The organism is Roseofilum sp. SBFL (genome assembly GCF_017746885.1).
Classification (GTDB): domain Bacteria; phylum Cyanobacteriota; class Cyanobacteriia; order Cyanobacteriales; family Desertifilaceae; genus Roseofilum.
This window is the reverse complement of the sequence record NZ_JAGHZH010000175.1, coordinates 49,563-64,029: the sequence shown is the minus strand read 5'-3', so window position 1 is coordinate 64,029 and position 14,467 is coordinate 49,563. Positions and strand designations below refer to the sequence as shown.

Annotated in this window: 9 protein-coding genes; 5 read left to right on the top strand and 4 right to left on the bottom strand. The window is 46.1% G+C overall.

Annotated features, from left to right (window positions below):
- The first annotated feature begins 56 nt into the window (after window positions 1-56).
- From tyrS to J7545_RS19005, 3 genes are read left to right on the top strand one after another with little or no spacing between them, the layout of a single operon-like run.
- A complete protein-coding gene (tyrS, locus tag J7545_RS19015; protein WP_318702203.1) occupies window positions 57-1,259 on the top strand; it encodes a tyrosine--tRNA ligase in 1,203 nt (400 codons plus the stop codon).
- Between the two features lie 12 nt (window positions 1,260-1,271).
- Window positions 1,272-1,985, top strand: a complete 714-nt coding sequence (gene pyrF, locus J7545_RS19010; protein WP_318702201.1) for an orotidine-5'-phosphate decarboxylase — start codon at window positions 1,272-1,274, stop codon at window positions 1,983-1,985.
- Window positions 1,986-1,990: 5 nt separating this feature from the next.
- A complete protein-coding gene (locus J7545_RS19005; RefSeq protein ID WP_318720008.1) occupies window positions 1,991-2,587 on the top strand; it encodes a hypothetical protein in 597 nt (198 codons plus the stop codon).
- Window positions 2,588-2,860: 273 nt separating this feature from the next.
- On the opposite strand, the gene J7545_RS19000 is transcribed toward J7545_RS19005, so the two are convergent.
- Window positions 2,861-6,667, bottom strand: coding sequence for a HEAT repeat domain-containing protein (locus tag J7545_RS19000; protein ID WP_318702199.1), 3,807 nt, complete (start codon window positions 6,665-6,667; stop codon window positions 2,861-2,863).
- Window positions 6,668-6,879: 212 nt separating this feature from the next.
- On the opposite strand from J7545_RS19000, the gene J7545_RS18995 reads away from it, so the two are divergent.
- Entirely contained in the window at window positions 6,880-7,122 is a 243-nt protein-coding gene (locus J7545_RS18995; RefSeq protein WP_318702198.1) for a hypothetical protein, read from the top strand.
- Between the two features lie 120 nt (window positions 7,123-7,242).
- On the opposite strand, the gene J7545_RS18990 is transcribed toward J7545_RS18995, so the two are convergent.
- Together J7545_RS18990 and J7545_RS18985 are read right to left on the bottom strand one after the other, a co-directional pair.
- Window positions 7,243-8,667, bottom strand: coding sequence for a sensor histidine kinase (locus J7545_RS18990; protein ID WP_318720007.1), 1,425 nt, complete (start codon window positions 8,665-8,667; stop codon window positions 7,243-7,245).
- A gap of 199 nt (window positions 8,668-8,866) precedes the next feature.
- Complete coding sequence (locus J7545_RS18985; protein WP_318701334.1) at window positions 8,867-9,688, bottom strand: acyl-CoA desaturase; 822 nt, start codon at window positions 9,686-9,688, stop codon at window positions 8,867-8,869.
- Window positions 9,689-9,768: 80 nt separating this feature from the next.
- On the opposite strand from J7545_RS18985, the gene J7545_RS18980 reads away from it, so the two are divergent.
- Window positions 9,769-11,001, top strand: coding sequence for a methionine gamma-lyase family protein (locus tag J7545_RS18980; RefSeq protein ID WP_318701333.1), 1,233 nt, complete (start codon window positions 9,769-9,771; stop codon window positions 10,999-11,001).
- A 53-nt stretch (window positions 11,002-11,054) separates the two neighbouring features.
- Here J7545_RS18980 and J7545_RS18975 read toward each other — a convergent pair whose 3' ends face one another.
- On the bottom strand, window positions 11,055-13,880 hold the full coding sequence (locus J7545_RS18975) for a calcium-binding protein (RefSeq protein ID WP_318701332.1): 2,826 nt from the start codon (window positions 13,878-13,880) through the stop codon (window positions 11,055-11,057).
- Window positions 13,881-14,467: the final 587 nt, after the last annotated feature.

Below are 14,467 nucleotides of genomic sequence, written 5' to 3'. Positions count from 1 at the left end.
TAACAGTTATTACAGAGATTAGCAAAATATTAATGGATTATAGAACTTCTGATCCCATGACAAGTATCAACTCAACCTGGAATTGGCTGCATCGCGGTGTAAGTGAAATTTTTCCCGATCGCCCCGATAGCAACGATCCTGATGAGAACTTACAACGACGCATTGAGCAGTCCGGACAACCGTTGAGAGTAAAATTAGGCATCGATCCCACTGGGACAGATTTGCATCTCGGTCATAGTATTGCCGTGCGGAAATTGCGAGCCTTTCAGGATGCTGGCCATACAGCAGTTTTGATTATTGGTGATTTTACCGCTCAAATTGGTGACCCAACCGGAAAATCTGAGGTACGCCGTCAATTAACGGCCGAACAGGTGAAGGAAAATGCCCAAACCTATTTGGATCAATTGCGTCCTATTCTCGATTTTGAGACTCCCAGACGCTTGGAAATTCGCTATAACTCGGAATGGTTGAGCCAGTTAGATTTAAGTGAAATTTTAAAACTTTTGGCCACGATGACGGTGGGCCAAATGTTGGCGAAAGAAGGCTTTGCTGAACGCTATAGCCAGGAAAACCCTATCTATCTGCATGAGTTTCTCTATCCTCTGATGCAAGGCTATGATTCTGTGGCAGTCAAAGCTGATGTGGAGTTAGGAGGAACTGACCAGAAGTTTAATATTGCCGTGGGTCGAGATTTACAGCGCCATTTTGGACTGAAACCTCAGTTTGGTTTGTTAGTTCCGATTTTGCTGGGGACGGATGGAGTGCAGAAAATGTCGAAATCCTTGGGCAATTATGTGGGACTGTGGGAGAATTCAGTCACGATGTATTCTAAGTTGGAAAAAACTCCGGATTCCATTATTCAAGACTATGTGGAGTTGTTGACCGATCTTTCTTGGGATGAATTACCCGAAAATCCTAGGGAACGGCAAAAGGTATTAGCCTTGGATGTGGTGACTCAATATAAGGGGCAGGAAGCGGCTTTAGAAGCCCAAAAAGCAGCGTTGAGTCAAGGGGAAGCGGGAACGATTCCTGAGTTTAGTTTGCAAAATGTGGAGTTTCCAGCCAAGTTATTTTACATTGTCAGCGCGGCGGGATTATCGAAGGGGTCTTCGGAAGCGAGGCGTTTGATCCAAGGCGGTGGGGTAAAATTAGCTGGGGAAAAAGTGAGCAATCCCAATTTAGTGTTTGAAGAAGTTGAGGAGATGGAGGGCAAAGTGTTGCAGGTTGGTAAAAACAAGTTTGCGCGGTTGGTCAAATAAGGAGGGGAATGTATGACGGCTGGCCACCGCATTATCGTGCCGTTGGATGTTTCAAGTCGGGAAGAAGCGATCGCTCTTTTGGATCGATTGCCTGATGTCGAGTTCTGGAAAGTGGGCCTCGAATTATTTGTCAGCACCGGCCCCAGCATCCTTGATGAACTCAAACAACGGCACAAGCGCATTTTTCTCGATCTCAAATTTCATGATATCCCCAACACCATGGCTGGAGCCTGTCGAGCCGCCGGACGCTATGGGGTAGACCTACTGACTGTCCATGGAGCAGCCGGTCGAACAGCCTTGCAGCGTGCCCTAGAAGCCGCCAGAGAAGGGGCGGAATCGGCGGGATTATCCCCTCCGAATCTCTTAGCAATTACCTTGCTCACAAGCTTAAATTCGCGGGATTTAGCCTTCGATCTCAAAGTGCCTGTGGAGTTGCCTGAATATGCTCTACAGATGGCTCTACTCGCCCAGGAATCGGGCATTCAGGGAGCTGTCTGTTCTCCCCAGGAAGCGGCTGGGCTACGGCGCGTCTGTGGTGAGGAGTTTCTGTTGGTTTGTCCAGGAGTGCGCCCGACTTGGGCAGAAGGGGGAGACCAGCGACGGGTGATGACTCCCCAAGAGGCACTCAAAGCAGGGGCGAGTTATTTGGTAATTGGCAGGCCCATCACAGCGGCTGCCGATCCCCAAGGAGCCTGGAGGCGGATTATTGATGAGCTTACAGGTTAAATCCAATGCTGTTCTGGGAATTGACCCTCGGACATCCTTGGGTTGTGTATGAAGGTTCAGAAGTTAGGGTTGCCTCAACCAATACAGCACAAAGTGCTGTATTGGAGGACACTGCTGCATCGCCAAAGCCATATACCACAATCCTATTCCCTATTCCCCATTCCCTATTCCCTAGCGTGAAGCGCTATGGGGATAATTTTGAGCAGTTAATCCAGGATATGGTGCGGGATTTTCCCGGTTATGCCAATCGGATGATTCAGCGTCAGCGCGACCGGATAAAACCCAATCCTTTACCCTCAGTCATTACGGTGGGAAAACCCGATTTTGACCCTTTACCTCTTCCCTTTGAAGAAGAGATTCCGGAAAATTCCCGCCAAGTGTTTCTCACCTCCTTAGAGCGCACCTATCAAGGACTGACTATTGTGGATCGCCAGATCTATTATTGGCTATTTTTGAGCGAGACTGAACAGGGATGGGAGTTAGTCTTACTCTTGTCTGCGGTGACGGATGGGGAGCGGTTGCTTCGTTTACCAGAGAGTCGAGAAGCCGCCATTTCCGAGGCGATTCGGATTTGGCTGCGCGATTATCAGTTTAATCCTTAAGATTGGCATTCGCGATCGCCAATCGGCATCAAATATTGGGTTATAGTCAATTCATCTCTTCTGATGATACCTATAATATTGGCAGTATGGAAATCGATAACTGTCGGCAAGCGATCGCGCTGACAGAGAAGAGGGGATTTGCTGATATTTTATCTAAATTTGAACTTTCGTGGTCACTACTCGATTTTTGCGGTAATAACGAAGAGAGAGAAACCGGGTTTCTTGCCCAATCTGGCATCCCATCAGGAAAGTCCTTAGAAACCTGGTTTCTTTTCACACTAGGGACTCTAGCCAAGATTGCAGCGCCGAGACCAAGTTCTCCCGATCTGGGGGGAAGCCGCGCAGGGGAGCATCGAGGGGAGTATGGGTAATGCCGGCAATGGAGACGGTGGGAGCGAGGAACTGGCACAGATGCAGGAGGCACTCTTGGGGGTCGCCGTTGTGCAAAATTAGGGCAATGTGGGGGCGGGGTAGGCGTTGTTTGGCGTTCATGAGTTGCCTTTGCAGTTTCGCTCGATTGGTAATTTCTGGCACGATTTCCCCAGGAAAAAGCTGCTCAAAGATGGGGTTACTTAAGGCTTCTGCGAGTTCGTTCTTGTTGGTATAGTCGGTTAAGTGTTCGATATCCACACAGACGGGAGTGGTGTGGGGGGTGGGGTGCAGTTGGTTGGGGAGGTCGAGGAGTTGGGCGTTGAGGGTGTCCGTGAGGGCGGTTTTGCCTACCGGGGTTTGGTCTGCGACTTCGGGATGGGGGGCAGTGTCGAGATGATGCCAAGCGCGGTAGAAGTCGGGGTAGGGGAGATCTTGGGCAATATTCCAGAGGAGTTCGTAGCAGTTGTTGAATAGATCGGAGTTGTTCTCGTAGGTTTCATTGTTGATCTGACGTTGTAGAGTAGATACAATGCCTCTTTCTTGTGTATTACTCAGAGTCGTATTGCTTAAACTTTGAGCAGCATTTTTAGGTGTATGTTGATGCTTGCTAGTTATAAGTAGCTTGAGTAGAGTGACTATTGCCTTAGAATTTCCTGGATCGATCATTTTTAGACTATCAGCAGCTTGCCACAACGTTTGGTCATCTTGATTGCAGTCAAGAATATTACTTAGAGTCGTGACCGCATCAGAATGACCTTGGGCAATCTGGCCTAAACTATGAATGGCACCTCTGCGTATATTTTCACTATCAGTCGTTACCATCATTTCAATTAAGACAGCGATCGCATCAGCATTTCCTTTGGCAATTTTCTCCAAGTCTCGTGGTAAATTTAAGAGGAGGAGTGAATGATCTGTTTTTTTCAGGATATCAACCAATTCACAAACGGCTAGAGATTGGAAATGATCGGGATCTATTTTCCATAAATGCTTTACAATAGACGCACGAATGAACTCATCATTATTGTTTTCTAGGATATTACATAATTCTTCAATTACTTGCTGATTTCCATTAGCGATTTCCACTAAACTAGACACAGCATCAGAAACAAAAAATATCTGTACACTGCTTCTAGGAGATCGAATCAAACTGAGCAATGCACAAATCGCCTTAGCATTGCCTGGATCGATTTCCCCTAAATCTTCAGCAATTACTCTACGTTCATCAGGATTTTCCGTCATCTCTAAAAGTTCAGTCATCTCAGCAATAGCCAATTTATTTTGGGGATCAATAAGTCCCAAAGTTTTTGCAATTACATGACGATCGCATTCTCTATCATGAGTCAGAATATGCTGTAATCTAGAGATAGCATAATAATTATTTTGTGCAATTAACTTTAAAGTTTCAGACGCTTGAGAAAAAGATATTCTATATTTTCTTTTTCCTACTTTTAGTATACTCAACAATATTTTTATTGCTTTGCAATTACCATGCCCTATCCAACCCAGCATTTCAACTGCTCGCCAAACCCTCTCTTCGTCCTGGACATAGAAATTTCTAAACGATTGAATAATTGAAATAAAAAAGTCAATTGCATCTGTATTCTCGAAACCTATTTCTGCCAAGTTATAGGCAGCATATTCAAAAATACCATCATACTCAGGTGTTTGCATGATCTCTATTAGAGTCAAAATCGCTATTTGATTTCCCGGATCTATTTTCCCTAAAAATTTGGCAGCATTACTACGAGCGTATGCAGAATATTCAGAAGAAGTAATGAAGGTCGATAGCTCTTCGATTAATCGATCTTTATTAGTTGCTAAGAATGTTTTCTCGTAAATCAACTCAATTGGATAAATAGAAGGTTGCCATCCTCCTTGCCCAATCTCAAAATCATGAAATGCCGAGACTATAATCTGTCTAATAATAGCATCACTTAATTTAGTATTTTCAGTATTTTCAAGCTGTCCCAGCCCGTCAGCCGCAAGTAAATAGGTTCGATCTTCATAAAATCTTTCTTCAATCCCATGCTCAAAACTTACCAACGCCTCAATAAACTCCTCCTTCTGCTCATGCTCAACATCTCTACGTCCCAACCACAATAAAATTACCTCGCGCCAACGAGATTCAAAAATCCGATAGGGTTGGCTCGAAGGCTGTTCTGGCGAATGATCCGAGGGCAGAAAACAGTGCCAGATTGGCACCGCACAAGCGGCAAAATACTCCTGAAACGTCAAATGTAAAAAGGCATAAACTGGCTCCTCAGTGTAATTATCGAGATAGACAAAATTCAACCAACCGACATCTTTGGCTAACTTAACCCATTCCTCTTCCTCCAATACCTCATACACCAAAGTTTCCCGAAACAGCACATTCTCTCTAATACCTCTGAGTGCTAACTCGGCCAACCGTTGATTTAACTGCTGTCTCTGCACAAACGTGGTCGGAAACTTATCCTGTTTCCAGATGTAAAAATCTCGGCAAAACTGTTCATATAAATTAGCTTTGGTTACGGGTAAAATTCCTGGATTTAATACCCAACTTTTACACAACAGAGACAGCCGTAGAGGATTTCTCACCAAATCCAAAATCCGGGCACTTTCCGCTTCCTGCAACCTCTGCGCCAACTGTTTCCCTAACTCCGGTTCCTTCTCCCACTTAAACCAATCTGTAATAAACTGCTCCACCTGCTCTCGTTCAAAACATAACGTGCGATAGGTTTCAAAACCCTCTAACGTTGTCAGGTTACTTTCCCAGACATTCAACCGACAACTCAACACCACCCGCGCTTGCTGCACCCATCCCGTCAACGACTCGCGAATCTCCACCACGGGATTAGCCGCAGACATTTCATCTGCACCATCCAACAATACCCACACCTTCTCCGTCTTAAACCACTCAATAAACTCATCCTTCTGTTCCGGTGTCGGCTGCAAAACTTGCAAATTTTCCTTTAACCATTTCTCCAGTAAAAACGCCTCCAGCGTCATCCCCTGCAACCGCGCCAAGGGTATCCAAATCGGATAACGTTCTGTGTTAATCAAATCCTGCCCAATCTGGTCTAACCAGGTCGTTTTTCCCGCCCCCGGCTCCCCAATAATGGCCAAATTTTTCTCCGCATTACCGATAACTTTCGCTAAAAAATTCTCGTATTCGTAGCGCTCTTCGATCTCCTTTTCCGTCAGTTGATACTGCTGCATCCCCGCTTCCGCCCCCGGCATCTCTTCTCCCGTCCGTCGCGGTTGCTGCTGGCGCTTCACCAATCCCAAGGGCACATAAACCTGCACCTCGTGACCCTTCTCCGTGGCACGCTTGCGCCGGGTTTTCTCCTCCCAGAAGGCGCGGTTACAGAGGTCTTTCCAGTTGATTCCCTCTTCAGGGGGTTCATGGTCTTTTTCCCATTCCGGAAACTTGACCGTCCATAACCAGTTATAGGCCTGCTCCCAAGGACTTCCACCTTTTTTAGCGCGTCCTTTCTTGCTGACAATTTCACAGCCATCTTGCTTTAAACGTTCACCAATATTCTGTAATTCATCTTGAATCTTCTGCCTTTTGTTCAAACCGTCTTCAAAAGACAAGTGCAACTGATTATGAGGTTTATCAGCATTCGCCGGATCGAAACGAGCGAAGAAGACCTCACGCCGATCGCGATAAAACTTGTACTGGTCTGCGAGATATTCAAGAAACTGCTGTTGACGTTCTCTGTTCATTTTCCCAACAGTTTAGTTTTCTCCATTATATACCACTCGGCTCAGAAACCCGGTTTCTTCAAGAAACCGGGTTTCTACGTCCTAGACTGGGTTTCAGCCTAAATAGAATTTTTCTATTTGAATTCTATTTATCCCTAATTTTATTCCTATTTGGCTTTTCCTACCGTAATTTCAGCGCCGAAAAAACGTTGAACAATCAGGAGAAGAACGCAATGGAAAGCCAATATAAAAATCCCTTTCTCAATGCCGAACAACTCGCTAAAAATCGACAACGGGAAGCTCTGGAAAACCTGGGAACCAACTTTGTTGACCCCCATATTCAGCAACTGATGAGTGTTCCCAGTCACACCCCCACTATTCCGGCATATCCTGTTGTTGGCTTCGGGTGCGCTGCGGTTTGGTTGCTGGTGACGTTTGTCTGTTGCTGGATGATGGGGAAAATTTATGGAAAATAGCCCTCTCCTACAGAATTTGTAAGGTGTGCAGGAGAGGCGGAGATCGCGAAAAGTGCAAAGAAACCGGGTTTCTGCCCACAGATGCCACCTGCGATGGAGATGAAGCTCAAAACCCGGTTTCTAATACCATGGTAAACTGATGGTAAAAGTGCTGCCTTCTCCCAATTTAGAAACGACGGTAACGCGCCCTCCCATGCCTTCGATGAGAGTTTTGACAATGGATAAGCCTAAGCCGGTTCCTCCGGTGGAGCGGGCGCGAGCGTCGTCAACGCGATAAAAGCGCTCGAAGATTCTGGCTTGATGGGCTAGGGGGATGCCTTCACCGCGATCGCACACTTGCAGACAAACGCGATCGCTCTCTTTATCGAGTTTCAGAGTAATTACGGTGTCGGGGTCGGAATATTTGACGGCGTTATCGATTAAATTGAGCAAGACTTGCTTTAAGCGGTTGCGATCGCCTTTAATCTCCACCGGCCAATCCCCTAAATCCAGTTCTATACTACGGTTGCTATACTGTTGCGCCATATCGACGACTTCTAAAACTAAGTCGGTTAGGGATATCTTGTCGAGTTCAAAATGAATGTGCCCATTATCCGTCCGTGCCAGTTCCAACAAGTCTTGCAACAATTGAATGGTGCGATCGGCTTCTCCTGCTGCGGTTTCCAGGGCTTCCCGTTGAGGTTCGGTAAGATTTTTTCCTCGTCTTAGGGTACTTTGCAAATACCCATGAACAATGGTTAACGGGGTTCGTAACTCATGGGAAACATTGCTGACAAATTGCCGCTGATGTTCCCAAGATTCAGACAAGCGCGAGAGCATCAAATCTAAGGTATTAGTCAACTCTTGCAGTTCGGAAGGAGCCGGATCTAAGCTGAGGGAAACTTCCCCTAAATCTTGTGCCGAAATTTTAACTGCATATTCACTAATTTTACGCACCGGATCGAGCGATCGCCGAATATAGATCGCCATCATAATCACAATCAGGAGCAAGGCGAACACGCTCACCCCGATCAAATTTCTGAGCATCTCCAACAGCATTTGTTGCTCTGAGGTGATATCTTGAGCCAGATAGAGTTTACCCAAGTGTTGCTCATTGACCCTGAGTGGACCGGCACAGAGAACAAAATAGCGCCCTTTGTAGGGGTAGACTTCCGGTTGAATGGGAGCATTACTAATGTTGAGGAGATCGGCATTTTCGGGATCGAGCGATCGCTGGAGATTGGGCGATCGGGCAATAATTTCACCATCTGGAGCTTGAATCCACAAAAAAATATTTTCAGCGCTTACATCTTGAATCACCATTTCTAAGGTTTCACGCTGACTAAACCGTTGGCTATAAATCTTGATATCATTCGGTAAGCGTTCGGCAATGTATTCTATATTTTGTTTATGGGTTAAGACCAACTGTTGCTGCATTTTTAAGCCTGTGGCAATGGCAACCGATCCTAATCCAATCCCAGACACGATTGCCAGACCCAGGGTGAGACGAAATTGTAGCGAGTTAAACTTAAACTTAAATCGATGCCCTAAATTTTTAATTAACATGCTCTCATCTGTGCCAGTAACTTCCCCTCACCCCTACAGATTAAGTCCCAATTCTGAGAAAAGCCTGATAATGCTCTAAAGGAACCCTGAAGGTTTATTTATCGTGAATTATCCCTTGAAGTACGGCAAAGATATGAAACTTTAAAAATAATTAGGGTTGCTCAAAGGCAACCCTTCAATCCATTCGCTTGTTAATAAACTATTGACTGGATTTCGGTTCTAATTTAATATTAGTCGCTAATCCCAACATCTCAAGCAGTCGAATTGTCATCCAAGTGATATCAATTTCCCACCATTGCAAACCATGGCGAGCTGAATATTGATAGGCATGATGGTTATTGTGCCATCCTTCACCATAGGTAACGAGGGCAACCCACCAGCAATTTTTGGAGTGGTCATGGCTTTCATGGCTAACATAACCAAACTTATGAGTAGCACTGTTGACAAACCAAGTGCAATGGAAGACAACTGCTAAACGGACAAATATTCCCCAAACGACAAAAGGCCAACCGCCTAAGAAATACAAGAGGAGACCAAAGGCAACTTGGATCAGGACAAAATTCTTTTGTAAAAACTGGTAAACTGGGTCATCGCCAATATCTTTGGTAAACCGGGGGACTTCACTGCGTTTAGGAATAATATGTAAAAGCCATCCCATGTGACTCCACCAGAACCCAGCGTTAGAATCATGGGGATCGGCTTCAGTATCTGAATAAAGATGGTGCATCCGATGAAGTCCAACCCAATCAAGTACACCGCCTTGACAGGCTAAACTGCCGCAAAAAATGAGGAAGTATTCTAGCCATTTGGGGGCTTGGAAACTCCGATGGCTGACTAAACGGTGAAATCCTAGGGTAATGCCTAATCCACCGGTAATCCAGTGGAGGGCTAAGGCTAATGCTATCGCAGACCAACTAAAGTTACTGGGCAGGAAAGCAAACAAGGCCGCTAGGTGAATTAATAGGAAGTAGCTGACGTTGACCCAATCTAGGGGATGTTTATTGGTTGTGGCAACACTCATGCAGTAATCTCAATTTATAACAATGCAGGATATCCTGCTGTTTGGAACGATCGCGCCCCTTTACCCATTAGTAGAGAAAAATGAATCCCTTAGAACAGATCCAAGAGGCACAACATGCACTCGCCCCTATTTTTTCTAGCGTGGATGCTCGAATCAAGCACAATTTACGAAAAGTTTTGCAGGCTTTTCGATCGCAGAAAGTGGGGGTACATCATTTTTCTAGTGTAACGGGTTATGGTCATAATGACTTAGGGCGCGAAACCTTCGATCGCGTTTTGGCTGAGGTAATGGGAGCGGAACGGGCGATCGCCCGCGTGCAGTTGGTATCGGGAACCCATGCGATCGCCTGTGCCCTGTTTGGGGTATTGCGTCCAGGGGATGAACTACTCTCGGTTGCGGGCGCTCCCTATGACACCCTGGAGGAGGTAATTGGACTGCGGGGTGAAGGCTCTGGATCGCTCATCGAGTATGGGATTGAGTATCGTCAGTTGGAGTTAACGCCTCACGGTGAAATTGATTGGGAGGCTCTAGCGCAAGGGGTGAAACCACAGACGCGGATGGTGTTGATTCAGCGCTCTTGTGGCTATTCCTGGCGATCGAGTTTGTCGATTTCTGATATTGCCAAGATTGTTGAAAGGGTAAAGGCGCAAAATCCAGATACAGTCTGTTTTGTGGATAACTGTTATGGGGAATTTGTAGAAGAGCAGGAACCGACACAGGTGGGGGCAGATTTGATGGCGGGGTCTTTGATTAAGAATCCGGGGGGAACTTTGGTGACGGCGGGTGGGTATCTGGCCGGTCGTTCTGACCTCGTAGAGCAGGCTGCTTGCCGCTTGACAGCCCCTGGGATTGGCAGTACGGGAGGGGCTACATTTGACCAGCATCGCCTGTTATATCAGGGTTTATTCTTGGCTCCGCAGATGGTGGGCGAGGCATTGAAGGGGAATTATTTGGTCGGGTATGTGTTCGATCGCCTGGGATATGCCGTGAATCCCGCTCCTTTGGCTCCCCGACGGGATTTGATTCAGGGCATTCGTTTGGGTTCACCTGAGAAATTAAAGGCATTTTGCCGGGCAATTCAGCAATTTTCCCCCGTAGGTTCCTATCTCGATCCGGTTCCGGGGGAAATGCCTGGATATGAGAGCGAGTTAGTAATGGCTGGGGGTACATTTATTGATGGGAGTACCTCCGAGTTGTCAGCAGATGGGCCGTTGCGGGAACCTTATGTGGTGTTTTGTCAGGGAGGAACCCATTGGACGCACGTGGCGATCGCCTTGGAAGCGGCGATCGCTGTAGTAGAGACCTCGTTGTAAAAGCGAAAGTAGGGGCTTGCATATTTTTCGCCCCTACCCAACTAGCTTGGAACTTAAACTAATCCATTCGGCAGTTGAATCGAGGCAAACGTCAACTGTTGAAACGTAAACTGACCGGTCAGAACACCTAAAATTTGGTTGGTTGCCGTAATACTCAGCACCGTATCGTTACCGTTGATCGTCACCGTCAAAGCAGCAGGGGTCAAGTTACCGGTTAAGCCAATAATATCAACTCCAACTTGATAATCTTGGATGAGATCGGCTGTTGCCACGCTGGTACTTGCTGTACTGGTGCGGAGGACAAACAGATCGTTACCCGCTCCACCGAGTAAGGTATCTGTACCAACATCTCCACTCAGGACATCATTACCATCACCACCAATGAGGGAGTCATTGCCCTGGCCGCCGAAGCTGGTATCGTTACCTGTACCACCAGAAACCGTATCATTGCCGCGATCGCCCATCAACGAATCATCACCCTCATCGCCATTGACGGTATCATTCCCTTGACCGCCAAATCCAGTATCATTACCGATACCACCCGAGATCTGATCATTACCTGTATTGCCACTAACGAGATCGTTACCCGTATCACCCGTCATGACATCATCACCACCAAGACCATAAAGTTGATCGTTGCCATCCAAACCTTGGACGCTATCACTACCCGTCCCTCCTGTCAGAAAATCATCTCCTGAAGCTCCAGGAACCGGGTTCAGGCCGGGTGTGGGTGTTGGCGTAGGACTTGGAGTATTCGATGGAGGAGCCACTGGATCAGTTATACCTGGAGTTGGGGTTGGAGTTGGGGTTGGGGTTGGAGTCGGGGTTGGGGTTGGAGTTGGGGTTGGGGTTGGAGAAGGAAAGGTTGACAAAATATCACTAGCATTCAGGTTACCTACCCTTTCAATTAAGCCAGTTCCTCCAGTATTGGCTGTAGTGGAGAAAAAGTTTTGAACCTCTAAATCATCATTAGCCTCAAAAGTCCCGTTATTGTTCAAGTCAATAATCAAACTGGTGCTGGTATTGTCTACCCGAAACACCCCAATATTTCCATTGGTCGTAGTTTGACCTGGACCAGTAGTTTCTAGAGTCGTGCTGTCAATCTCCAGAACATCTAGAGTACCGCCAGCATCATCAATCTTGCTGCCTTTGGCATTAGTAGTCGTCAGCTTATAAGTATCGCTCTCCAATCCAGCTTGCAGGGTTAAATTGCCAGTAGCACCTGCGGTAATCATATCTGCTTGAGCAGAACCAATGACCCCGCTTTCGATGTTGGCAAGAGTGTAACTAATGCCTGTTCCGGTTGCTGTGCCAGCGGTTAAATCGACTGTAAAGCCAACCGTTGCTTTGGCAAACGAGATCCAGTCATTATTATTGCCACCATCAAAGGTAGAACCATTTCCATCTACACCGGCAACTAGAGTATCATCCCCATCCTCACCAAAAACTTGGTTAGTGCCTGCGCCACCTTCGAGGTAATCATTGCCTGAACCCCCTCTGAGTTCGTCATTACCTTCTCCACCAATCAGGCTATCATTATCATTTTGACCTTCGAGTTTGTCATCTCCCGTACCTCCAAGGATCGTATCATTGCCACTACCTCCTTGAAGTTTCGTGTCATTATCAGCTCCACCATCAAGGTAGTCGTTGCCATCAGCGCCTTCTAGTTCATCTTGTCCAGCACCACCAAGTATGGAGTCATCATTTCCTTCGCCGAATAACCGGTCATTACCGGCTTGCCCTAGGAGAGTATCGTTGCCATTACCGCCACGAAGTTCATCATTACCTTCTCCACCATCTAAGGAGTCATTATCATTTTGACCTTCGAGTTTGTCATCTCCAGCCTCTCCTAAGATGGTGTCATCTCCATTGCCACCCTGGAGTTTCCCATCATTATCAGCGCCCCCATTGAGGTAGTCATTACCATCAGCACCTTCTAGTTCATCTTGTCCGGCACCACCAAGCATGGAGTCATCATTTCCTTCGCCGAATAACTGGTCATTACCAGCTTGCCCTAGAAGAGTATCGTTGCCATTACCGCCACGAAGTTCATCATTGTCAGCTCCTCCATCTAGAGAATCATTGCCTTCTTCGCCTTCAAGCTTGTCATTTCCAGCCTCTCCTAAGATGGTGTCATCTCCATTTCCTCCTTTGAGGATTTGGTCGTTACCAGCTCCTGCATTAAGGTAGTCATTATCGTCACCCCCTTCTAAGCGATCGTCATTCTCTCCACCTAGGAGAGAGTCATTACCGGCTTCACCAAATAATGAATCATTGCCCGCTTGTCCTAGCAGGGTATCATTGCCATTGGCACCACGAAGCTCATCATTATCCGTTCCTCCATCTAAGAAGTCATTCCCCTCTTCACCTTCGAGCTTATCATTGCCGGCATTCCCTAAAATGATGTCGTTGCCAGCACCACCTTTGAGGACTAGATCGTTACCTTCTCCACCATCAAGGGTATCTTGACCTGCCCCCCCTTCTAGGTTGTCGTCTCCAGACCCTCCAAAAAGCTTATCATTACCGTCTTCACCTTTTTGAGTGTCGTTACCATTGCCCCCATCTAGAGCATCGTTACCCAGTCCGCCTTCAAGGTTGTCATTACCATCACTACCGGTGAGAATATCTTGTCCAGCTTGACCTTTGAGGACATCGTTACCATTTCCACCATTGAGGACATCATTGCCTTCACCGCCTTCAAGGTTATCGTTGCCATTGTCTCCATTTAGAATATCATTTCCAGCATTTCCTTTAATATTGTCATTACCATTCTGACCGGTCAGAACATCATTGCCACTGCCTCCTGTAATATTATCGACATCGTTAGTTCCAGATATTACTGTATCTTGTGTTTCTGCGGACGCATCAAAATTTGCCATGAGTTAGTTCCTCCAATCGTGTCTCAAATGATTTAACTATATCAAGAGGGGTCATCAGACCTTTCAATTAAGCTGGTTTGATTGTGATTTGATTTCTCCAAGAAATCAATGGGTTTGCTAGTCCAGCTTAAATCACCCCTTATCTTAGCTCTAGATTGCCAGAACTACAGACTCATTTATGTTAATTCCAGATTATTTTTTGCGTGGTGCGATAGATAAATAGGAAGGTTAGATGGGAAATAATAGCAAATTTTATGGAAGTTGGCTAGTCTAGTCATATAGGAGATCAGCACTGTTAATTTTTTATCTGGAAGAAATTTATATCATGTGTAACAAAAATGATAGTTCACAGGAATTAGGATGAGAGATTAAAGTCCAAAATTCAGGGATTGTGGTGAGGTAATGAATGTACTTAGATGAGTTATGGAGAACTATCTTGCAATCATTTTTCCTAGTAATTTGAGGGGAAATTGTGGTTAGATGATGGTGGGATTGAAAGACGGTAAGCTAGATGGTGTAATGGTTATGAGTTCTATGTTACGGTTGTTGTGGATTATTGCGATCGCCTCTTCTCTCAGTATTATTAC